General features: G+C 62.7%; 19 protein-coding genes. 16 read left to right on the top strand and 3 right to left on the bottom strand.

Annotated features, from left to right (window positions below):
* Positions 1-151 precede the first annotated feature (151 nt).
* Entirely contained in the window at positions 152-1741 is a 1590-nt protein-coding gene (locus PCO31010_RS01340) for an ABC transporter substrate-binding protein (protein ID WP_246184382.1), read from the top strand.
* 71 nt (positions 1742-1812) lie between these two features.
* On the opposite strand, the gene PCO31010_RS01335 is transcribed toward PCO31010_RS01340, so the two are convergent.
* On the bottom strand, positions 1813-2034 hold the full coding sequence (locus PCO31010_RS01335; RefSeq protein WP_150574115.1) for an acyl-CoA carboxylase biotin carboxyl carrier protein subunit: 222 nt from the start codon (positions 2032-2034) through the stop codon (positions 1813-1815).
* 72 nt (positions 2035-2106) lie between these two features.
* On the opposite strand from PCO31010_RS01335, the gene PCO31010_RS01330 reads away from it, so the two are divergent.
* The 14 genes from PCO31010_RS01330 to PCO31010_RS01265 all read left to right on the top strand — a co-directional run bounded on the left by PCO31010_RS01330 (position 2107) and on the right by PCO31010_RS01265 (position 17362).
* Positions 2107-3717 carry an FAD-dependent oxidoreductase gene (locus PCO31010_RS01330; RefSeq protein WP_150662654.1) on the top strand — a complete coding sequence of 537 codons (1611 nt, stop codon included), beginning with the start codon at positions 2107-2109 and terminating at the stop codon, positions 3715-3717.
* A gap of 359 nt (positions 3718-4076) precedes the next feature.
* On the top strand, positions 4077-4850 hold the full coding sequence (locus tag PCO31010_RS01325; protein ID WP_150662653.1) for an SDR family NAD(P)-dependent oxidoreductase: 774 nt from the start codon (positions 4077-4079) through the stop codon (positions 4848-4850).
* A 61-nt stretch (positions 4851-4911) separates the two neighbouring features.
* Positions 4912-6477: an ABC transporter substrate-binding protein gene (locus PCO31010_RS01320; RefSeq protein WP_150662652.1), complete on the top strand. Its 1566-nt coding sequence runs from the start codon at positions 4912-4914 to the stop codon at positions 6475-6477.
* Positions 6478-6535: 58 nt separating this feature from the next.
* Positions 6536-8296, top strand: coding sequence for an AMP-binding protein (locus tag PCO31010_RS01315; RefSeq protein WP_174984195.1), 1761 nt, complete (start codon positions 6536-6538; stop codon positions 8294-8296).
* Complete coding sequence (locus PCO31010_RS01310; RefSeq protein WP_150662650.1) at positions 8293-9210, top strand: ABC transporter permease; 918 nt, start codon at positions 8293-8295, stop codon at positions 9208-9210. The genes PCO31010_RS01315 and PCO31010_RS01310 overlap by 4 nt, the downstream gene beginning before the upstream one ends.
* Positions 9203-10102, top strand: coding sequence for an ABC transporter permease (locus PCO31010_RS01305; RefSeq protein WP_150662649.1), 900 nt, complete (start codon positions 9203-9205; stop codon positions 10100-10102). The genes PCO31010_RS01310 and PCO31010_RS01305 overlap by 8 nt, the downstream gene beginning before the upstream one ends.
* Positions 10102-11172, top strand: coding sequence for an ABC transporter ATP-binding protein (locus PCO31010_RS01300; protein WP_150662648.1), 1071 nt, complete (start codon positions 10102-10104; stop codon positions 11170-11172). Before PCO31010_RS01305 ends, PCO31010_RS01300 begins: the two co-directional genes overlap by 1 nt.
* Positions 11172-12242, top strand: coding sequence for an ABC transporter ATP-binding protein (locus PCO31010_RS01295; RefSeq protein WP_150662647.1), 1071 nt, complete (start codon positions 11172-11174; stop codon positions 12240-12242). Before PCO31010_RS01300 ends, PCO31010_RS01295 begins: the two co-directional genes overlap by 1 nt.
* Entirely contained in the window at positions 12239-13417 is a 1179-nt protein-coding gene (locus PCO31010_RS01290) for an acyl-CoA dehydrogenase family protein (protein WP_150662646.1), read from the top strand. The genes PCO31010_RS01295 and PCO31010_RS01290 overlap by 4 nt, the downstream gene beginning before the upstream one ends.
* 63 nt (positions 13418-13480) lie before the next feature.
* Positions 13481-14668: an acyl-CoA dehydrogenase family protein gene (locus PCO31010_RS01285; protein WP_150662645.1), complete on the top strand. Its 1188-nt coding sequence runs from the start codon at positions 13481-13483 to the stop codon at positions 14666-14668.
* The gene (locus PCO31010_RS01280; RefSeq protein ID WP_150662644.1) at positions 14665-15831 is read left to right on the top strand and encodes a thiolase family protein; all 1167 of its coding nucleotides are present in this window, start codon (positions 14665-14667) and stop codon (positions 15829-15831) included. The genes PCO31010_RS01285 and PCO31010_RS01280 overlap by 4 nt, the downstream gene beginning before the upstream one ends.
* A gap of 34 nt (positions 15832-15865) precedes the next feature.
* Positions 15866-16351, top strand: a complete 486-nt coding sequence (locus PCO31010_RS01275) for an FAS1-like dehydratase domain-containing protein (protein ID WP_150662643.1) — start codon at positions 15866-15868, stop codon at positions 16349-16351.
* On the top strand, positions 16348-16776 hold the full coding sequence (locus PCO31010_RS01270) for a MaoC/PaaZ C-terminal domain-containing protein (protein ID WP_150662642.1): 429 nt from the start codon (positions 16348-16350) through the stop codon (positions 16774-16776). Before PCO31010_RS01275 ends, PCO31010_RS01270 begins: the two co-directional genes overlap by 4 nt.
* An 82-nt stretch (positions 16777-16858) precedes the next feature.
* Positions 16859-17362: a flavin reductase family protein gene (locus tag PCO31010_RS01265; RefSeq protein ID WP_046293714.1), complete on the top strand. Its 504-nt coding sequence runs from the start codon at positions 16859-16861 to the stop codon at positions 17360-17362.
* Positions 17363-17394: 32 nt separating this feature from the next.
* Here the strand turns inward: PCO31010_RS01265 and PCO31010_RS01260 are convergent, their stop codons facing one another.
* Positions 17395-18216 carry an IclR family transcriptional regulator gene (locus tag PCO31010_RS01260; RefSeq protein WP_246184381.1) on the bottom strand — a complete coding sequence of 274 codons (822 nt, stop codon included), beginning with the start codon at positions 18214-18216 and terminating at the stop codon, positions 17395-17397.
* Between the two features lie 271 nt (positions 18217-18487).
* Here PCO31010_RS01260 and PCO31010_RS01255 point away from each other — a divergent pair, with 271 nt between their 5' ends.
* Complete coding sequence (locus tag PCO31010_RS01255) at positions 18488-19981, top strand: lyase family protein (RefSeq protein ID WP_150662640.1); 1494 nt, start codon at positions 18488-18490, stop codon at positions 19979-19981.
* A gap of 89 nt (positions 19982-20070) precedes the next feature.
* On the opposite strand, the gene PCO31010_RS01250 is transcribed toward PCO31010_RS01255, so the two are convergent.
* The gene (locus PCO31010_RS01250; protein WP_150662639.1) at positions 20071-20787 is read right to left on the bottom strand and encodes an SDR family oxidoreductase; all 717 of its coding nucleotides are present in this window, start codon (positions 20785-20787) and stop codon (positions 20071-20073) included.
* Positions 20788-20897: the final 110 nt, after the last annotated feature.

The following is a 20897-nucleotide window of genomic DNA, read 5'->3' as shown; positions in this document are numbered from 1 at the left end:
TCGGTATGATCGCTTATTGACATCGTTAATCATGTTTCCTAGCTTTTATAGCGGATATTTCAACAAGGCGCCAGATAAATTGGTGCAAATCCGGGTGGAGTTTTCGATGCTTCTGTAATTCCAATATGTGTACAAATTAAGAGAGGTCGAAATGAATCGATTGACGGGACGGCGCGTCGTGACGCGCATGGCATCGGGGTTGCGGGCAGGGGCGGCAGTGGCAGCACTGGCCGCGGGAGTGCTGGGCGCAATGGGTGCGTCGGGTGCGATGGCAGCCGACAAGACGGGGCCTGCTGTAGATCGGAACACGCTCGTCGTGGCGCTCGACAAGGAAATCCAGAGCCTCGATGCACTGGTTACGGCGAGCGGCGATTCCCAGCGTTATGCGATGTCGATCTTCGACACGCTCTACGGCTTCGATGCCAAGGGCAACATCGTGCCTCGCATGGCGACCAGCTACACCATGTCCTCCGACGGCCTGACGTATACGTTCAAGCTACGGCCGAATATCAAGTTTCATAACGGCGACCCGTTCACATCGGGCGACGTGAAGTACTCCATTGAGCGCGTGATCGATCCGGCCTCTAAAAGTACGCGACGCCCTTATTTCGCCCCCGTCATCGATGCCATCGACACGCCGGATCCGCTGACGGTCCGCATTCGCCTGAAGCAGCCGGACGGTGTCTTCCTCAACAAGATCGCAGGCTTCCTGTTCATCGTTCCGCAGAAGTACACATCGTCGTTACCGAGTGTCGAGGCTTTTGCGGCCGCGCCCATCGGCTCGGGGCCGTATCGCGTAAAGACGAACAAAGTCGGGCAGTACCTTGAGCTCGAACGCTTCGATGACTTTTACGGCGACAAACCAGCGATCAAAACGTTGGTATTCAAGTACATCCCCGAGCCGTCGAGTCGCGTGAATGCGATCGTCTCCGGCGAAGTGGATATCGCCGCCATGATCCCCCTTGCCGAAGTTGCGCGACTGCGCCAGGACGCAGCCCTGGATGTCATCACAAATCCGGTGTCGTCGCCTATGCACGTGCGCCTGTACTCGAACGTACCGGACTCGCCGCTAGCCAAGCGAGACGTTCGACTCGCACTGAACTACGCTGTCGACGCCAACGCCATCATCAAGGGCGTTTTCCACGGCGTTGGCGCGCCGATGGGCACTTTCATCTCGAAATACTTCCCCTACGGCGGCGACCCGAGCGTCGCGCCGTACCCATATGACCCGGCAAAAGCGCGCGCATTGCTCAAGCAGGCCGGCTACCCGAACGGCTTCTCGATCAAGCTCTACGACGCTGTCGGGACGCCCAAAGAGTTTGCCGAAGCACTGGCCGCCTATTGGGGGCAGGTTGGCGTCAAGGTGGACATCAATCGCATCGACTACGCGGCGTGGAGTCGACTGAACAACACGCACAAAACCGGGCCGATGACGACCACCCAATTCACCAACGCGATCTACGACCCGATCCATCCGGTCGCGGGATCGTTCTCAAAGGACGGCGCCTGGTCCGACTACTACAACCCGGAAGTCGAGGCACTGCTCAAACAACTCGATACGACAACCGGCGCCGAAGCGCGCGGCGCGCTCTTCCGCAAGATCGGCAAGATCCTGCACGACGACGCCTCAGCCGTGCTCGTGACAGAGCTGTTCAACGTCTTTGCGAAGAAGAAAACGCTGACATGGGAAGTGCAGCAAGGCTCGGGCTTCCTGAACTTCCGCAAGGTGGCCTGGCATTGAGATGCGTTGCCGTGCGTCACGCGAAGCGACGCACGGCGACTCGATCTGACGGGCAGGCGAGGGCGCAGCCTTCAGCCGTCGAGACTGACGGCGGCGTCGCCCTCGCCAATCGGATCGCCCACATTGAAGTGCACTTTCGTCACGCGCCCGGCGCGCGGCGCAATGACGGGAATCTCCATCTTCATCGATTCGACCATGAGCAGCGCCTGATCTTCGGACACCGTGTCGCCCTCGGCGACAAGCACCTGACAAACGGTGCCGGTGATTTCAGAGCGAATGGCTTGGTGGGACATCTCGGTTTCCTCCGGGTGGTGATGAATGGCTCAACAGATGATGGTCAGTGAACAACGAGGAGTCGTCGACACATGGTTGCATTCTTGGAAGCTTCGGAACATCGGGGTGCGCACGCGCAGTGGCACGCGACGTACGACGTCATCGTCGCGGGCTACGGCGCAGCCGGGGCGGTTGCCGCCATCGAGGCCGCGGATGCGGGTGCGCGAGTGCTGCTGATTGAAAAGATGCCCGACCCCGGCGGCATTTCGATCTTGTCTGCTGGCGGCGTGCGCGTCTCCGACGATGCCGAGGCAGCGTTTGCCTACTTGCAGCACACGTGCGGTGGCCGCACGCCGGACGATGTGTTGCGCGTGCTCGCCGTCGGCATGACGGAAGTGCCCGGCTATCTGCGCGAACTGGCACGCACGAACGACGCCGTCGTGCGCGTCGACGCAGCACTCGGCAACTATCCATTCCCCGGTTGCGATTCGCTGGCTTACGCCGACATCGAATCGATTCCCGGTTTCGGTGATCCGGCCGGTTATCTTGCGGCGCGCCCATTCCGCCCGGGCTGCCTGCTCTTCAAGTTGCTGCTCGATAACGTCGAGGCGCGTCGCGCTCAGGGGCGCATCGACGTTTGGCTCTCGGCCAGCGTCGAACGACTGGAGCAGGGAGAGCGGCGCGAAATACTGGGTGTGCGACTGCGACGCGGCAGCGAATCGCTGCGTGTTCGCGCGCAGCGTGCCGTCGTGCTCGCATGCGGGGGATTCGAAGCGGACGAAGAAATGAAGCGTCAGTTCTTTGTCTCGACGCCCGTTCTGCCGGGCAGCTTTCGCGGCAACACCGGCGACGGCATCCGCATGGCGCAAGCCGCAGGCGCGGCGCTCTGGCATATGTGGCACCACCACGGGCCGTACGGCATCCGACACCCCGATCCATCGTATCCGTTTGGCATCTACGCGAAGATCCTGCCGATGTGGACGCCCGAGCGCGAGTCGAAGCCGCTGCCGAAGATGGCGTGGATCGTTGTAGATCAGCGCGGACGCCGCTACGTCAATGAGTATCCGCCGTACATATCGGACACCGGCGTACGCCAGTTCGATCACTACGACCCGTCGGCTTACCGACACGACCGCCTGCCGTCGTATTTGATCTTCGATGAGGCCGGACGTCGCATGTATCCGATGGGGCGCTCGATCACGAATGATCGCGAGGCCTGGTACGAGTGGAGTAGCGACAACCTGAAGGAGGTAGAGAACGGTTTGCTGCAAAAGGCCGACACCCTCGAAGCGCTGGCGCAAAAGCTTGGCATCGACGCAGCAGGACTTACGCGCACAGTGAGTGAATGGAATGCCAGTTGCGAGGCCGGGCGCGACGACGCATTCGGCCGCCGCCCCGAGACGATGACGCCACTCACCGAGGGGCCGTTCTATGCCGCATCGCTGTGGCCGGTCGTCATCAACACGCAGGGTGGCCCCGTACACGACGCCGCCCAACGGGTGCTGGATCCCTTCGGCGAGCCGATTGCTGGCCTCTATGCGGCGGGTGAGCTCGGCAGTGTGTTCGGGCACATCTATATGGCGGGCGGCAATCTGGCGGAATGCATTGTCGGCGGGCGAATTGCCGGCCGGAATGCGGCCCGCGCTCGCGACGCCGCCGCGACGCGTGACGAAGCGAATTCCGCCGATGTGCGGCGCGCTTGATGCGCCCCGGGCATCCGGGTGCATCAAGCGACTGACATGAACCGCACTTCGGATGCCCATGCTTCAAATCCCGTATAAATGTTCAAATAGTGGAATAAATGACGTGTTAATTTTCGCAGAAAAACGTGAATGAAGCACTGTGATTTGCTAAGCAAAAATCCATATAAAGACTGGCTCACGCTTGCGTTATAAAGATAACCGATGGTGTATCGATTGAACTGAGAGTTATCCCTGATGAAAATTAAGCAAAGTTATTTGTTTCAAATATTGACCATCGCGTCATGCGTGACTAGACTGGTTTCCATTACGACGACTGCCGACACAGATCAGGCAGCGCCACAACCAGGAGACGCAAGCGCATGAGCAATCGCTTCCAGGGAAAGGTGGTTCTAGTGACGGGCGGCGCGCGTGGCATCGGCTACGCAACAGCCGAACGGTTCGCGCAGGAGGGTGCGCGCGTAGCGATCTGCGATATCTCGGCAGATGCAGCGCAATCCGCGGCCGAAGCGCTGAAGCGCGACGGCGGGCATGACGCCGCAGGCTTTGGTTGCGACGTCACGGATGAGGCGCAAGTCGAAACGCTCTTCACGCAAGTGATCGCGCAACTCGGCGGACTCGACGTCCTCGTGAACAACGCAGGCGTCACACGAGACAATCTGCTGTTCAAGATGTCGGTGGACGACTGGGATCGCGTCATGAACGTCCATTTGCGCGGCACTTTTTTGTGCACGCGCGCCGCGCAACGACACATGGTCGAACAACGCAGCGGCAAGATCGTCAATCTTTCCTCAACATCGGCACTCGGCAATCGTGGGCAGGCGAATTACTCGTCGGCCAAGGCGGGGTTGCAAGCCTTCACGCGCACCGCTGCCATCGAGCTGGGCCCCTTCAATATCAACGTCAACGCGGTAGCGCCGGGGTTCGTCGACACCGAAATGACGCGCCAGACGGCGGAGCGTCGCGGCATCGATCCCGAGGAATACAAACGGCAGCGCGCCAAGAGCATTCCGCTCGGCCGCGTCGGCGTTCCCCGTGACATCGCCAATGTCGTCGCTTTCCTTTGCAGCGAAGACGCGTCGTTCGTTTCGGGGCAGATCATCTATGTCAAGGGCGGGCCGGAGACGTTGCGCTAACGTCGGTTGATCTTTGTCAGCCGGGTATCGCTTCGTTCATCGCTCTTCTTCGGAGAATTCAATGCACACACGGGCATTGCATGCATGGTCACGCCAGGTAGCGTGGATCGGTTCGGGTATCGCGCTGTGCGCGGCGCTCCTGACGTCGACGGCCGCATACGCCATTGGCGGAAAGCCCGCCGTCGACCGCGACACAGTGGTCTTCGCCGTCGGCAAAGATATCAATAACCTCGATGCTCAGGTCGCCGCCACGGGCGATTCTCAGCGCTACGGCTGGCAGTTGTTCGACTCGCTGTACGCGTTCGACATCGACGGCAACCTGAAGCCCAGCGTCGCCACAGGCGTGAAAATCGCGCCCGACGGCCTTCAATACACGTTCACGCTGCGCAACGACGTCAAGTTCCACAACGGCGCGAAGCTCACAGCCAGGGACGTGAAGTATTCGCTTGAGCGCATCGTCGCGCCCGAGACGAAGAGCACACGGCGACCATACTTCGCGAACCTCGTCGACCACGTGGATGCGCCGAACGACACGACCGTCGTGTTTCATCTGAAACGACAGGACGGGGCGTTCCTCAACAAGATCGCAGGTTATCTGCTGCTGGTGCCGAAGGCGTACACCGAAGGACTCGCGTCGCCCGAGGCATTCGCCCGCGCGCCGATCGGGTCCGGACCGTACAAGTTCGTCGAACAGAAGATCGGGCAGTCCGTGACGCTCGACCGTTTCGATGGCTACTGGGGCGCGAAGCCGGGCATCAAGCGGCTTGTCTTCAAGGTCATTCCCGAGGCGAGTAGCCGCATCAATGCGCTGCTCAACGGTGAGGTCGATGTCATCGACTATGTCCCGAGCGTCGACGTGGCGCGCCTGAAGGCTAACGCTGGCCTCACCGTCAAGTCGGTGCCGGTGGGCAGCCCGCTCGCCGTGCGACTGTACTCGAACGTGCCGGGCACGCCGCTCTCGAAGCGAGAGGTGCGCCTCGCGCTGAACTACGCGCTCGATACCAAGGCGATCATCGGGCAGGCGTTGCATGGCGTGGGCGCACAGATGTCCTCCTATGTTTCGTCCAGCTATCCGTACGGTGTCGATCGCACGCTCAAGCCGTATCCGTACGATCCCGCGCAGGCGAAGAAACTGCTGGCGCAAGGCGGCTACCCGAACGGCTTTACGACCGACTTGCTGTGCCCGACAGACAACCCGAAGGAACTCTGCGAGGTGATCGCGGCGTACTGGTCGGCCATCGGAGTGAAGACGAATGTGAAGGTCATCGATTACGCCGCGTGGAGTCGCCTGAATAACACACACAAGGGCGGGCCGATGACGATGATGCAGTTCTCCAACGCCATCTACGACCCGGTCCATCCGATCAGCGGCGCGGCAACGAAGGACGGCACCTGGTCGGATTACTTCAACCCGGAAGTCGAAAAGCTCGTGGCACAGGGTGATGCCGCGACCTCGCGCGAACAACGCGACGAGATCTTCAAGAAGATTGGTCGCTTGTTGCATGACGATGGCCACGCCGTGCTGATTACCGAGCTCTATTACACGTTCGCGCAGGACGTGAAGCTGAACTGGGAACCACAGCATGGCAGCGGGTATTACAACCTGCGCAGCCTGAGCTGGAAGTGATCTTCGAGATGTCGAGAACTCAGGCCACCAGAGCAGCCCCGAACCGATGAATCCGAACATGAACCGACACGACGACAGTGTTCCGCCCCCGGCCCACACCGCCTCGGCGGTGGTGGCCGCGCGGGTTGACGCGATCGACTGGACGCACGAGACGTTCGCGAGCGCGCTGACATGGATCGCCCAGGCACATGGCGAGCGCGAGGCGGTGGTCCATGGCGACACGCGCCTGACCTTCAGCCAGCTCGTGCAGCGCATTCATGCGTTCGCCCGTGGCCTGATGTCGCTGGGTGTGGGGCCCGGCGAGAACGTAGCACTGTGGATGTCCGACAGCACGGAGTGGCTAATCGCCCGCTGGGCCGTGCCCCTCATTGGCGCGGTGCTTGTGCCCGTGAACACCCGGTTTCGCGACAGCGACGTGGCGTATGTACTCAGCCAATCGGAAGCCACCACGCTTATCGTTCAGGAGCGAGGCGGTTCGTCGGGGCGGGGCGTGCGCTACTTCGACATTCTCGCGCAGCTCGTACCCGACTGGACCACGCAGCGGCGCGGCGCGTGGCAGTGCGAGCGCATGCCGGCCCTGCGCCGTGTCATCGGTCTGCCGGATGAACGCACGCTGCACGCTGGCATGGAAAGCTTTCACGCTGTCGAAGCACACGGAAAGAGCCGGTTGGACGACGGGACACTGGAGCGCCGTTTCGCAAAGGTGAAGGCCGACGACGTCGCCCAGATTCTCTACACGTCAGGGACGACATCGTTCCCGAAGGGCGCGATGGTCCGCCACGGCGCATTGCTCGCCAATAACCACTACGCGGCGCAGTGTCTGCGGCTGACATCGCAAGACCGCTACCTCTCGTGTGTGCCCCTTTTTACCGCGACGGGCACGTTCTACACGCTGGCCATGGCGCTCTCCGGCGCGGCCATGGTCATTGCCGACCAGTTCTCGCCGAAGGGCTTCTGTGAACTTGTCGAGCGTGAGCACATCACCGTCAGCTTCTTCGTCGACACCATCGTGCAGGACCTCAAGGCGTTCCCCGATATCGGGAATTACGACCTGTCGAGCCTGCGCACCGGCACCGGCGCGCCGCTACCCACGGCGTCGTTCGAATGGGTCAGCCGCACGCTGGACGTGCCTGAACTGGTCAGCGCGTACGGTATGTCGGAGACGTCCAACGCGGTCGTGCGCACGCGCTGGGATGATCCGTACGAAAAGCGCTCGCGCACGAACGGCCGCCCCGTGCGTGGGGTGAAAGTACGCATTACCGACATCGAGACCGGTAAGGAGCTGCCCGCCGGATCTATCGGCCAGATCTGCATTTCCGGTTACGTGGTCATGAAGGGCTACTACCGCATGCCGGACGAAGATCGCAAAGCCATCGACGCCGGTGGCTGGCTGCTCACCGGCGACCTCGGCGAACTCGACAGCGATGGCTATCTGACATATCGGGGCCGCGTGAAGGAGATGATCAAGCCCGGCGGCTTCAACGTTGCGACGCAGGAAATCGAAGTCTTCCTTAAGACCTATCCGGGTGTGCGCCAGGCCGTCGTGGTGGGTGTGCCCGATGCGCGTCTGGGCGAAGTCGGATATGCGTACGTCGAACGGCAGGAGGGCGCGGATATCTCGCCCTTCGCCTTGCAACAGTATTGTCGCGAGCACATCGCGAGCTACAAAGTGCCGCGCTACGTGGAGTTTATCGATGTCTGGCCGCTGACCGGCAGTCAAAAGATCCGCAAGCTGGAGCTGCGCGATCGTGCCACGCGCAATCTGAAGGGCGACGACGAGTCGACCAGCGCGACGGCCGATGGGGGAGCACACGCATGATTCGCTATCTCACGCGACGCGTGGCGCAGTCTCTGATCACGGTGTTGCTCGTCACGCTGGTCATCTTCCTGATCGTGCGGCTGATCGGCGATCCGACGCACCTGATGCTCCCGCCCGAGGCCACCGAAGCCGACCGCGCGCTGCTTCGTCACGAAATGGGGCTGGATCGTCCGGTGGCCATGCAGTACGGGAGCTACCTCTGGCATCTGCTTCAGGGGCAACTCGGCATCTCCTACCGATTCTCGCGTCCCGCCCTCGACGTGGTGCTCGGCGCGCTGGGCCCGACGTTGCTTCTCACAACGTCGGCGCTCGGATTGGGCATTCTCGTCGGAGTACCGCTCGGGGCCATCGCCGCAGTGCGTCGCGGCGGCGCGATCGATCAGTGCGCCAAGCTCTTCGCCGTCTTGGGGCAGGCCGCACCGCCATTCCTGTTCAGTCTGCTCTTCATCCGCCTGTTTTCCATTCAGTTGTCGTGGTTCCCTACGAACGGCTACGGCACGTTCTCGCATCTCGTCATGCCCGCTGTAGCGCTGGGGTGGTATTCGGCGGCGGGGATCATGAGACTGACGCGTTCGAGCATGTCGGAAGTGCTCGACACGGAGTACATCAAGTTCGCGCGCATCAAGGGCGTGCCCGAGCGCACGATTGTCTTTCGACACGCGTTGCGTAATGCGCTGCTGCCGATGATTACGTTCACGGCGTTGCAGTTCGGCATTCTGATGGGCGGCGCTGTGTCGGTCGAATTCATCTTCTCGTGGCCGGGCATCGGCCGCCTGATACTCGATTCGATCTCCAATCTCGACTACACGGTCGTGCAGGCCGCTGTCACTGTCGGTGCGCTGATCTTCACCTTGCTCAACCTGGCGGTGGACGTGCTCTACGCCTACGTCGATCCGAGGATTCGTTATGCATGAGATCACTCCCCAGGACTTGCAGCAACGCCCGGCCGAGGTCAGTGTGCCGGTGCCGCAGATGCGTGCGCGCCGCCAACTCTGGCGCGACGTACAGCTGTGGGTATGCCTGGCGCTTGCCGTGGCGCTGATCGTCGTCGCGCTGGCCCCGCAATGGCTCGCGCCCTACGACCCGAACGCAATCTCGTTGAGCGACATTCTCAAGCCACCATCGGCGGCCCACTGGTTCGGCACCGATCAGTTGGGCCGCGACCTGCTGTCGCGTGTGATCTGGGGCTCGCAGATTTCGTTGTATGTGGCGTTTTGTGCAGTGCTCATCGCAGGCATCTTCGGCAGCCTGTTCGGCATTGCTGCGGGCTATCTCGGCGGGTGGGTCGACGCCGTCGCCATGCGCATCGCCGACATCCAACTGGCCTTGCCGGCGGTGATTCTCGCGCTGGTGCTCGTCGGCGCCATCGGGTTCAGCGTCTTCAATCTGGTGATCGTGCTGAGTCTGGCCAACTGGGCCCGCTTCGCCCGTGTCACCCGCGCCGAGGCGTTGTCGTTGCGCTCACGCGACTTCGTGCTGCTCGCCAAACTCGCGGGCGCGTCGCGCTTTCGCGTGATGTTTGCCCATATCGTCCCGAACGTGGTCAACACCTTCATCGTGCTTGCCACGCTCGACATCGGCACCATCATCATTCTCGAGGCAACGCTCTCGTTTCTCGGCCTGGGCGTTCAGCCGCCGACGCCGTCGTGGGGCGCCATGATCGCCGATGGCCGGGGCTATCTGGAAACCGCGTGGTGGATCTGCGGTATTCCGGGGATCGTATTGATGGTGACCGTGCTGCTGGCGAACCAGCTCGGCGACGCGCTACGTGACCGGCTAAGTCCGACGATGTCGAGGGGGTGGTGATGACGATACTCCTCGAAGCGAAGAATCTTACGACGATGCTGCGCGGCAAGCAGGGTGTCGTCACGGCGGTGGACAACGTGAGCCTGCGCGTCGAAGCAGGGCGCTCGCTGGCACTGGTCGGCGAGTCCGGCTCGGGCAAGAGCATGACGTGCAATACGCTGCTCGGCCTGCTACCGTCGAACGGTCGGGTCGTACAGGGGGAAGTGCGCTACAAGGGGCGCGATCTCACTCGGCTCTCGCATGCGGAAATGGCAAAGATTCGCGGCCGCGAGATCGGCATGATTTTGCAGGATGCCATGACGTCGCTCAACCCGCTGCTGACCATCGGCGACCAGGTCGCCGAGATCTTTCGCGTGCATCGGGGCATTCGCGACAAGGCCGAACTGCGCCGTCTGTGTGTCGATGTGCTCGAGCGCGTGAAGATTCCGGCTGCGCTGGAGCGTCTGGACAGCTACCCGTTTCAGTTCAGCGGTGGCATGCGTCAGCGCGTATCGATCGCCATCAACATTGCGCTCTCGCCGGAATTGCTCATTTGCGACGAGCCGACGACCGCGCTCGATGTCACCGTGCAGCTCCAGATTCTCAAGCTCCTGCGTGAGCTTCAGCAGCAACGCAACATGGCGTTGATCTTCGTCACACACGACCTGCACCTGGCATCGCAGTTCTGTGACGACGTCGCGATCATGTACGGCGGTCGCATTGTCGAATCGGGGCCGATTGCCGATGTGTTCGCGCGCCCGGCGCATCCGTACACAGCAGGATTGCTGCGTGCCGTGCCGTCGCTGGGACGCTACGAGAAGCGTCTCGAAGCGATTCCGGGGCAGCAGCCGGGCCTCACCGAGTGGCCTCAGGGTTGCCGGTTCGCGCCGCGCTGTCCGCTCGCGACGCAGCAATGCCGCGACGAGTATCCGGATTGGTTCGAGTGGCAGGGCGGGGCGCGCCGCAGCGCGTGCTGGCAGACCATGCAGATGTGGACGCAACCGTCTGCACCGCGCGGTCATGAGACTGGCGACGCCAATGCCGACGCCGCAGTGAATGGTGCAGCGCGCGTGCGCAGGGAGGTGGCGTGATGTCTCAACCGTATCTTTCCGTGCGCAATCTCCGAAAAACCTACGATGTGCGCCGCGGCTTGCTGGGTCGCGCCCGGCCGCTGCATGCCGTGGCCGGCGTCACCTTTGACGTGGAACCCGGTGCGACCTTCGGCCTGGTGGGAGAGTCAGGCTCAGGCAAGAGCACCATCGCCAAGATGCTGATGCTGGCCGAACCGGCAACGAGCGGCGAAGTCAAGGTTGACGGGCAAGACATCCAGCAACTAAGCGCACAGGCACGCGAACACTTTCATCGTGTGTTGCAACCCGTCTTGCAAGACCCGTACAGCGCGCTGAATCCGCGCATGCGCGTCGGCCGGATTATCGACGAGCCGTTGCGCATCCATCGCACGCTCGACGATGCCGGTCGCGTCCAGCGCGTCGACGAACTCCTGCGACTCGTCGGGCTGCCGAGCGGCGCAGGACGCAAGTTCCCGCATGAGTTGTCCGGCGGACAACGTCAGCGCGTAGCGATTGCACGCGCGCTCAGTCTCAGCCCGCGCTGCATGATCCTCGACGAGCCGGTTTCCGCACTCGATGTGTCGATTCAGGCGCAGATCCTGAACCTGCTCAAGGACCTGCAGGGCACGCTCGATCTGACCTATCTGCTGATCTCTCACGACCTGGCGGTCGTGGCGTACATGAGCCAGCGCATCGGAGTGCTGTACCTCGGAGAGTTCATGGAGGTCGCGGATACCGCGACGCTGATGCGAGGCGCGCGTCATCCGTATACGCAGGCGCTGATTGCGTCCGTCGACGCGCGCGGCGGCAGCGGCGAACAGGCGGTGGCCGGCGAAATTCCGTCGCCGATGAATCCCCCGTCGGGATGCCCGTTTCATCCGCGTTGCCCGCATGCGGCAGCGCGGTGTCGTGAGGAGAAGCCGGTCGCGCGGGAGATTGCGCCGCGCCACTGGGTGACGTGTCATTTCGCGGAGACGATTCCCGTCGCGACAGCGAACACCGCTGCGCGCGCCATCGGCCCGAAAGCGATAGAAACCGCCAAGACCTCCGCTCCGGAAGCTCAGGCGGTCCCCTTTCAGGAGGCAACATGAATTTTGCGGAAACCCCTTCATTGTCCCGGCAGGGCAACCCCGAGGTGCTCGCCGCACTGGAATCGGTCGTGCAAAGCCGCTTTCCGGCACGTGAGCGCGCGTATCACGACGCGGCTGGCATGCCGTTCGAGAACTTGCAGGACCTGTTCGAACTCGGCCTGCTCACCGCCACCGTGCGTAAGGAGCACGGTGGTCTTGGCAGCAACGTCATGTCGTCCGATCCGGCCACATTCCTGCAAGCGATGCGGCGCGTGGCTCGTGTGTCGCCGGGCACAGCGCACTGCATGCAGGTACAGAACCACGTGGCGTGGGCACTCGACGAACTGGGGACAGATGCGCAGCGCGAGCGCTTCGTGAAGCCTATGACGCAGGGGATGAGCGTGTCTTCGTTCGTCGGCAGCGAGGCCGGGCGCAAGCACATGTACGTGCTTAAGACCACGGCAAAGAAGGTCGACGGCGGCTACATCGTCAACGGCAACAAGAACTATGCGACGAATGGCTATGAGAACGGCGTCGCCATCGTATTCGCGACCATCGAAGGGGAAACCGAGTACTTCAAGTCGCATCTGATGGTCATCGTCGAGCCGGGAATGGAGGGGCTCAGCGTCAATCACGACTGGTATCGCCCGACCGGCATGCGCGTGTGTCCGAGCCCGGAGATCTACCTGAACGACGTCTTCATCGACGAACTCCACGTGCTCGGCGAGCCAGGCGTCTACCCGCGCGGACGCTGGCAGGGACGCTTCCACCTCGGATTCACGGCGAACTACCTCGGCATGATCGAAGGCGCTTACGAGTGGGTGCGTCAGAGTCTGGTCGAGCGCGGCCGGGGCAAAGACCCGTTCGTGCAGTTGCGCATGGGCGAGGCGAAGACCCAGTTGCATGGGGCACAAGTCGTCTTCGAGAACGCCATCGACGCCTGGCGCACGGGCGATGTGCAACGCGCGGAACTGATCTCCATGCAAGCGAAATCGATCTGCGCGCATGCGGCACTGGAGATGTCGCACACGCTGATCATGCTGGCCGGTTCGACGGCACTGTTCGACGAGTTCCCGCTGGCGCGTCTGATTCGCGATCTGAACACGCACATCCTGCACGTCGGGCACGACAAGACGGCACAGATCGTAGGTGCAGCCGAACTGGGCGAGTCCTTCGATTCGACGCTGCAGCGCTGAGCCCCGCGCTTATACGTTGGATACACCGGACCTATCCCGTCAACCAAGACTTCGAGAGTTTTCATGGATTTTCAGCTCACCGAATCGCAGCGCGAACTGATTGATGCCACCGAGAAGTTGTGTCGTCAGTTGCTCCCGTTCGCCAAGGAGGCGCACGAGGCCGAGACCAAGGGCGACTTCGCGCCGTTGCAACGGCTACGCCGACAGATGGCCGAAGCCGGACTGCTGGCGTTGAACATGCCGCAGGAGTATGGCGGCATGGGCCTGCCGCTGCTGGAGACCCTGCTGCTGATCCAGACCATTCAGCGTGTCGACTCCACGCTGGGCGGTCTGGCGCACCGCACCTCCACCGGCGCCATCGGCGCCGTGCTGGAGCTGGGCACGCAGGCGCAGAAGACGCGTTTCGTGGGCGGTGTCGCACGCGGCGAGATCGGCGTGTCGATCGGCATCACCGAGCCGGATGCGGGATCGGCCGCCACGGCAATGAAGACGCGCGCGCGCATCGAGGGCGACGACGTCATCATCAATGGCCAGAAGATCTTCATCAGCGCGGCAAAAGGGCATCACTACACGATGCTCTATTGCCGCTTCGGCAATACCGGCCGTGCGAGCGACATCGGCGCCATCATGGTGCCGCACGATGCACCCGGATTCTCGTGCAGCGGCGGGACGTTGAACATGGCTGGCGAACGGCAGTATGAGCTGTACTTCGACGACTGCCGCGTGCCGAAGGTGAACATCCTAGCGGAGAGTCGTGCATTTGCGAAGCTGATCAGCGTGTACAACGTGGAGCGGCTGGGCAGCATCTCGCGCATGCTCGGCTCCGCGCAGGCGGCGTTCGAGTTCGCGCTGCAGTATGTGCAGGAGCGTAAGCAGTTCGGCCGCGAACTGGCCGACTTCCAGGGTTTGCAATGGATGCTGGCCGACATGAAGGTCAAGCTCGAAGCAGCCCAGATGCTGACCTACCGTGCGGCATCGAACACCGCAAGCGGACTGCCGTCGCCGCTGGAGACGTCGGTGGCAAAAGTCTACGTCGCACAGGCCGCGAAGGAAATCTGCGACGACGCTATTCAGCTTCTCGGCGGCTACGGCTACATGGCGGAGTATCCCGTCGAAGGGTTGTATCGCGAAGTGCGCGGCGGATCGATTTACGGCGGCACCCTGCAGATTCACAAAAACATGATCGCCGGGCACCTGCTTGGTCGCAAGAACAGCCAGTGGGCACCGACGTCCGGGGAGTCAGGCGAATGAAAGCCAGTGCGCTTGCCGACCGGGAGCCGGTCATCGTCGACGTCGTGCGCACGCCTGTCGGGCGTCGCAATGGCGCGCTCAGAGAATGGCATGCTGCGGCGCTGCTTGCTCAGGTCCTGAGTGCAGTGCTGGTGCGCAACGGCGTGCCAGCAGGCGATGTCGACGACGTGGTCGCCGGATGTGCGACGCAGGTGGGCGAACAGGCTGGCAACATTGCCCGCACCGCGTTGCTGATGGCCGACTTCCCGGTGACGGTGCCGGGAACGACCGTGCAGCGTGCTTGCGGATCGTCGCAGCAGGCCATTCACTTCGCCGACAACCTGATTCGTAGTGGCACGTGCGACGTGGTCATCGCGGGTGGCGTAGAGCTCATGTCCACAACGCAAGGCGGGAACGACGACACACGTTACGGACGCCGTTATCCCGAGTCGCTGGTGGAGCGGTTTTCGATGCCCTCTATGGGCATAGCAGCCGAGCGCATCGCCGCGCACTGGAAGCTGGGACGTTCCTATCTGGACGAACTGGCGCTGCGCAGTCATGCACTGAGCGCAGCGGCGCACGACGCCGGCAGGTTTTCGCGCCAGCTTCTGCCCATAGCCGGGGCCGATGGCCAGCCCCTCACGCGGGACGAAGGGGTACGACGCGATACCTCGTTGGAAAAGCTGGCCTCGCTGAAACCGTCATTCCGTGAAGACGGCAGGGTAACCGCAGGCAACGCCAGCCAGGTGTCCGACGGCGCAGCAGCCATGCTGCTGATGACGGCCGCGAAGGCGCGTGAGTACGGCTTGCGTCCGCGTGCCGTATTGCGTGCGCAGCTCGTTGTCGGCGTCGATCCGGCGATGATGCTCACCGGCCCGATTCCGGCGACACAGCAGATTCTCGCACGTACCGGGCTGGCGCTCGAGGACATCGATCTGTTCGAGATCAACGAGGCCTTCGCATCGGTGTTGGGCGCATGGCTTGCCGAGATCAAGCCCGATCTCTCGAGAGTGAATGTGAATGGCGGCGCCATCGCAGTGGGGCATCCGCTCGGGTCGACGGGGGCACGCCTGATGGCCGGTTTGGTCGACGAGCTGGAGTTGCGCGGTGGCCTGTACGGATTGCAGTCGATGTGCTGCGGCGGCGGACTCGGTACGGCGACCATTGTCGAACGTGTCGAGTGAGGCGGCCCGCAAGCGACGAATGAGGAGTGTGACGATGACAGAGATCGACCATTCTCTGATTGGCACGAGCGCACCGCCGTTTCTGGTGGAAGTCGAACGCGGGGCGATTCGCAAGTTCGCAGACGCGATCGGAGACGACAACCCGCTGTATCGCGACGAAGGATTCGCGCGTCGACACGGCTACGACGGCATCGTGGCACCGCCCACGTTTCCGACCTGCTTTCGCGCGCCGAAGGATCCCCCCTGGATGGCGACGCTGGACCGGCGTCGCATCGTCGCCGGAGAGATGGGGTTTCACTACGCTCAGCCCATCGTGGCGGGCATGCGTTTCGAATGCCGCCTCCAGCTCGTCGGCGTCGACGAAAAGACAGGCGCGCGCGGTGCAATGTCGCTGATGCGCCAGGTGATGTCCGGCTACCGGATAGGCGACGACGGCGTGGCTCGGGAATGCGTGTTCACGGTGCGCCGCACAACCGTCTATCGATCGGCGCAGCAAGTCGCGTCGGGGAGTCTGGCATGAACGAGAAGCCGCTGTTGCAGGCGCGCGTAGGCGACACCTTCGCGCTTTCGATTCCGGCGGTGACGACCACGCAGCTCGTGAGATATGCGGGTGCGTCGGATGACTACAACCGTATCCACTACGACCAGCACTATGCGCAAGAGGCTGGTCTGGGCGGCGTGATCGCCCACGGCATGCTCACGATGGGATTCATGGGGCGCGCGGTATCGGACTGGGCGGGTCCGGCGGCGGCCATCGTCGACATCGAGGCGCGCTTCAATGCGCCGGTGAGACCGGGTGACGTGGTCGTCGTGACGGGCACCGTGGCAGACAGCGCCCCCGGCGGCGACGGACGTCAGCGTCTGCTGTGCGAGATCGTGGCACGCGTCGGCGAAAAGACGGTCGCCAGTGGTGCTGCCGTGGTGGCCGCGACGTTGGCGCACTGAAGAGGTTGCAAGCGCTGTCGTGCGTCGGCGACGCCGGGCACGACAAACAGAGATCGTTTTGACGTCTTTCGAGGAGGCTTCCGTGACTACCACGTTCGATGCCAGCCACTTTCGTCACGCGTTGGGGCGCTTCGCCACCGGCGTGACCATCGTCACGACCACCATGCCCGACGGCACGCCGGTGGGGCTGACGGCAAACTCATTCAATTCCGTGTCGCTCTCGCCGCCGCTCGTACTCTGGAGCATCAACAAGCGCTCGCGCAGTCTGGAGGTATTCGAGACTTCGGGACGCTTTGCGATCAATGTATTGTGTGCAGATCAAATGCCGCTCGCAGCGCGGTTCGCGTCTCCGGTGCCGGATCGCTTCGAAGGCGTGGAGTGGCGCAGCGGCCGTGGCGGCATGCCGCTCTTCGACGGGTGTGTGGCGTGGTTCGAATGCGATCTCGCCTTCAAGTACGAGGGCGGCGACCATTTCATCTTTGTCGGCGAGGTGATGGATCTGCATCACTGTGACCGGGTGCCGCTGCTGTATGCAGGCGGGGCGTATGGGGTGCCCACGCCACACCCGGATATCGCGCTAGGCTAATGGAGGGGCGGCGAGCTATTTGCCTCGCCGCGTTATTCCCAGAGGAGCGATTCCGCGTCCAGCTTCTTTTCCAGCGCGCGCACTTCTTTTTGCAGGAGTCTGGCCATCTCGATGCGTCGCGCGCCGGAAAGCCGCGATTCGATAGCCGCAATGCTGATCGCCGCATACGGTGCACCCTGACGCGGACGGATCGACAACCCGATGGCCGACACGCCCGGCAGCACATCTTCCTCGTTGATTGCATAGCCGGCGTCCGTCGATGCTGCAATCGCCTTTTCCAGTCGTGACTGAGTGAAATTGCCAAACGTATTGAGACGTCCTGCATTGGTCGACATGACACGCTCGCGTTCGTCGGGCGGCAGCGAGATGAGCAGGGCCAGACTGCCCGCACCGACACCCAGCGGGCGTCGACCGCCAATTTCCAGCGTGCGCGTCTGAATCGGGTAGCTGCCTTCGAGCAGATCGATGCAGACGGCGTCGAGGCCGCTACGCACCATCAGGAAGACGGAATCGCCCGACTTGTCGGCCAGTGTTTGCAGTGTGGGCTGACAAAGCTCGCGCAAGCTGAAATGCGGCGACGCAGCGAGTCCCAGTTCGTAGACGACGTGGCCGAGATGATAGTGCCGCGTCTCCCGGTTCTGCATCAGCATGCCCTGCGCGACAAGTCCTTTGACGATACGGTGGGCGGTCGGACGTTCGAGCGAGAGCGCGTCGGCAATGTCGGACAGGCGCAAGCCCTTCATGCCGTGCGCGGCGATTTCTCGCAGAACGGTCACGGCCCGATGGACGCTCTGAGTGCCGAGCGGCGGTGCGTTGCCGACGGGCTTCCCAGTGACCTTGTTGGCAGCTTTCACGGGTTGACCGGAGGCGCCCGCCTTGGCTTTCGCATTGGCGGACTTGGGCGCTATTTCGACGCTTTTCGTGGGCACGATGAAATGGGGCAGGGGAGTGAGCGCAATATTGAGATCCTACTATATCGGCGCAGCCGAATGTGGCGCGCAAACGTCGACCGGAGTATCGTGGTCGACTGCACAAAACATCGGCGCCGATCCCCCTTCGGACGCCGTCAGGATCAGGAGACACGCAGTGCGCAAGACAAGAATTGCCGGACTAGGAGTGTGCCTTATGACGATGCTTTGCGCGCCGGGCATGGCGCAGACCTCAACCGATACCACGGCGGCGACGGCGCCTCAGCGAGACGCGTTTTTCTGGCTGGGCGAAATCAACAAGGCGTCGCTCGTCATCAACACTCGCCAGGGGTTGCTGGATGCGAAGCTGGCGCCGCACATCGCTCAGGGACTCGATACGGTGCTGCGCGCGGGCGATCAGCCGGGCGGCGCGCGTCCGGATCTGGTGATCACGTTCGAACCGTTGCTGATCAAGGCGGCGGGCGTCGAAGCGACACTGCTGCATGCCGGACGCTCCAGCCAGGACATGCTCGCGACAGTGCGCGCTGCAATGTATCGCGACCGGTTGCTCGTCCTCGCCGCCCAATTGCGTACGACGACCGCCACGCTGCGCCGGCTCGCGCAACAGTACGAATCGACCGTCGTGCCCAACTATACGAATGGCGTCGCAGCGCAGCCGAACAGCTACGGGCACTATTTGTTGGGTCATGTGGCCGGATTGCAGCGAGACGCTCAACGTCTGCATGAGCTGTATGCACGGGTGGATCTGTCGCCGATGGGCACCACCGTGCTCAATGGCACCAGTTGGCCGCTCGATCGCGACAAGATGGCGCACGCACTCGGCTTCGCCGACAAGGTCGACAACGCGTACGATGCCGCCCAGATCGCGGCGACGGACTTGCCGGTGGAGATTGGCGCACTGTCGACGAGCATTGCGCTGCATACCTCCGCGTTTGTGCAGGATGTGATGGTGCAGTACGCGCAGCCACGTCCGTGGATCTTGCTGCGCGAAGGCGGTGGCAACACCTACGTCTCCAGCGCCATGCCGCAAAAGCGTAACCCTGGGCTGCTCAACGACACCCGAACGGCGGCGTCGATGGTCGTGACGCTCGGCGTCGGGCGTGCGATCACCGCGCACAACATCCCGCCCGGGATGAGCGATGCAAAGCACATCGACGAAAACATGGCGGTACTCGACAAAACGACGGCGCTGCTCAAGCGCTGGGATCGTGTGCTCAACGCACTGGTGATCGATCCGCAGCGCGCGCTCGACGAACTCGACAGCGACTGGACGGCGTCGCAGGAAGTCGCCGACGTGCTGATGCGCGACTACGGACTGCCATTCCGCGTGGGGCATCACTTTGCGTCGGAGATCGTCGATTACGCCAAGGCCAACGACCTGCGTCCGAGCCAGTTTCCCTACGTCGAGGCGCAGCGCATCTTCAAGCAGACGCTCAGTGAGATGAAGGTGAGCGGGGGAGACCTACCGATGAGCGAGGCGCAATTCCGCGCGGCGCTCGATCCGGTCGCCATCGTCAAACATCGTGCAACGTCCGGTGGCCCGCAACCGGCCGAAATGAAGCGCATGCTGGCGCGCACGGATAGCGAACTTAGCGCCGACGGCAAGTGGATCGATACCCATCGTCAGACGATCGACCGGTCGCTCGCGTCGCTGGACGGGGATTTTCGGAAGTATTTGACGGCGAATTAAGGCTTGAGAAGCCGTCGCCATTGCCGGACGATCGCCGCGTCGTCCGGCATATCATTTAGACGCATGCGACTCGGGTGCGGAGGTCGCTATCACCAGCGAACCGTCTGCCCCCGGTAATCCCGATACTCCAGCCCCGGTCGCCCACGTTTCGCGAGAAGCACGTCCACGACACCGGGGACACTTTCGTCAATCGACAGTCGCCCCTCGGGGCCGCCCAACTCGGTACGCACCCAGCCCGGTGCGACGAGCAACATGGCGCGCTGCGTGGCCGCTGCCTGACGTGCCGCAAAGCTGCGCATGAACTGGTTCAACGCAGCCTTGGTGCCGCGATAGAGTTCGCGCTGGCCGGATTCGTTATCCGCGATGCTGCCTTGCCCCGACGACATGATGCCGATGAGACCATCCGTGGGCACAAGGTCGCACAGTCGTTCTACGACCCGCATCGGACTTAACGCATTGGTGATCATGAGGTCCACGAAGTCCTCGGTCGACACCTCACCGATGGTCTGCGTCGGATCGGGGTTCGTCGTTCCCGCATTGACGAAGAGAATGTCGAATTTCCGTTGATCAAGCCGCTCACGCAGAGCCGTGATCTGCTCCGGGCGCGTGATATCGAGCGTCTCGATGTCGACTTGTTCGGGGTGCGCGGCGGCCAGATCGTGGAGGCGCGTGCCGTGGCTGCCCGCTCGTACCGTCCCCACAACGCGCCAGCCGCGCTCGACGAATTCGACGGCCATCGCATGCCCGAGGCCGCGCGACGCGCCAACGAGCAAAATGGTGGGTACGGAGTCGATGGATTTATGCATGGTGTTCTTCCTTGACGGGTTGACCTGGTGAATTTTCCAGCGCTCCCTTCGGTTGCACAAGACGCCTCACCTGCAATCATCGTTTGCGTCTGACGCCATCCGTCGCGGAT

The sequence above is a fragment of the Pandoraea commovens genome (assembly GCF_902459615.1).
GTDB classification, from domain to species: Bacteria; Pseudomonadota; Gammaproteobacteria; order Burkholderiales; family Burkholderiaceae; genus Pandoraea; species Pandoraea commovens.
Note: the sequence above shows the minus strand (reverse complement) of the source record. Positions and strands in the feature narration are given on the sequence as shown.

What these genes read in the sequence shown, in the direction of transcription:
- PCO31010_RS01340 (WP_246184382.1), top strand. Translation starts at nt 152, where the DNA reads ATGAATCGATTGACGGGACGGCGCGTCGTGACGCGCATGGCATCGGGG.
- PCO31010_RS01335 (WP_150574115.1), bottom strand. Translation starts at nt 2,034, where the DNA reads ATGTCCCACCAAGCCATTCGCTCTGAAATCACCGGCACCGTTTGTCAG.
- PCO31010_RS01330 (WP_150662654.1), top strand. Translation starts at nt 2,107, where the DNA reads ATGGTTGCATTCTTGGAAGCTTCGGAACATCGGGGTGCGCACGCGCAG.
- PCO31010_RS01325 (WP_150662653.1), top strand. Translation starts at nt 4,077, where the DNA reads ATGAGCAATCGCTTCCAGGGAAAGGTGGTTCTAGTGACGGGCGGCGCG.
- PCO31010_RS01320 (WP_150662652.1), top strand. Translation starts at nt 4,912, where the DNA reads ATGCACACACGGGCATTGCATGCATGGTCACGCCAGGTAGCGTGGATC.
- PCO31010_RS01315 (WP_174984195.1), top strand. Translation starts at nt 6,536, where the DNA reads ATGAACCGACACGACGACAGTGTTCCGCCCCCGGCCCACACCGCCTCG.
- PCO31010_RS01310 (WP_150662650.1), top strand. Translation starts at nt 8,293, where the DNA reads ATGATTCGCTATCTCACGCGACGCGTGGCGCAGTCTCTGATCACGGTG.
- PCO31010_RS01305 (WP_150662649.1), top strand. Translation starts at nt 9,203, where the DNA reads ATGCATGAGATCACTCCCCAGGACTTGCAGCAACGCCCGGCCGAGGTC.
- PCO31010_RS01300 (WP_150662648.1), top strand. Translation starts at nt 10,102, where the DNA reads ATGACGATACTCCTCGAAGCGAAGAATCTTACGACGATGCTGCGCGGC.
- PCO31010_RS01295 (WP_150662647.1), top strand. Translation starts at nt 11,172, where the DNA reads ATGTCTCAACCGTATCTTTCCGTGCGCAATCTCCGAAAAACCTACGAT.
- PCO31010_RS01290 (WP_150662646.1), top strand. Translation starts at nt 12,239, where the DNA reads ATGAATTTTGCGGAAACCCCTTCATTGTCCCGGCAGGGCAACCCCGAG.
- PCO31010_RS01285 (WP_150662645.1), top strand. Translation starts at nt 13,481, where the DNA reads ATGGATTTTCAGCTCACCGAATCGCAGCGCGAACTGATTGATGCCACC.
- PCO31010_RS01280 (WP_150662644.1), top strand. Translation starts at nt 14,665, where the DNA reads ATGAAAGCCAGTGCGCTTGCCGACCGGGAGCCGGTCATCGTCGACGTC.
- PCO31010_RS01275 (WP_150662643.1), top strand. Translation starts at nt 15,866, where the DNA reads ATGACAGAGATCGACCATTCTCTGATTGGCACGAGCGCACCGCCGTTT.
- PCO31010_RS01270 (WP_150662642.1), top strand. Translation starts at nt 16,348, where the DNA reads ATGAACGAGAAGCCGCTGTTGCAGGCGCGCGTAGGCGACACCTTCGCG.
- PCO31010_RS01255 (WP_150662640.1), top strand. Translation starts at nt 18,488, where the DNA reads ATGACGATGCTTTGCGCGCCGGGCATGGCGCAGACCTCAACCGATACC.
- PCO31010_RS01250 (WP_150662639.1), bottom strand. Translation starts at nt 20,787, where the DNA reads ATGCATAAATCCATCGACTCCGTACCCACCATTTTGCTCGTTGGCGCG.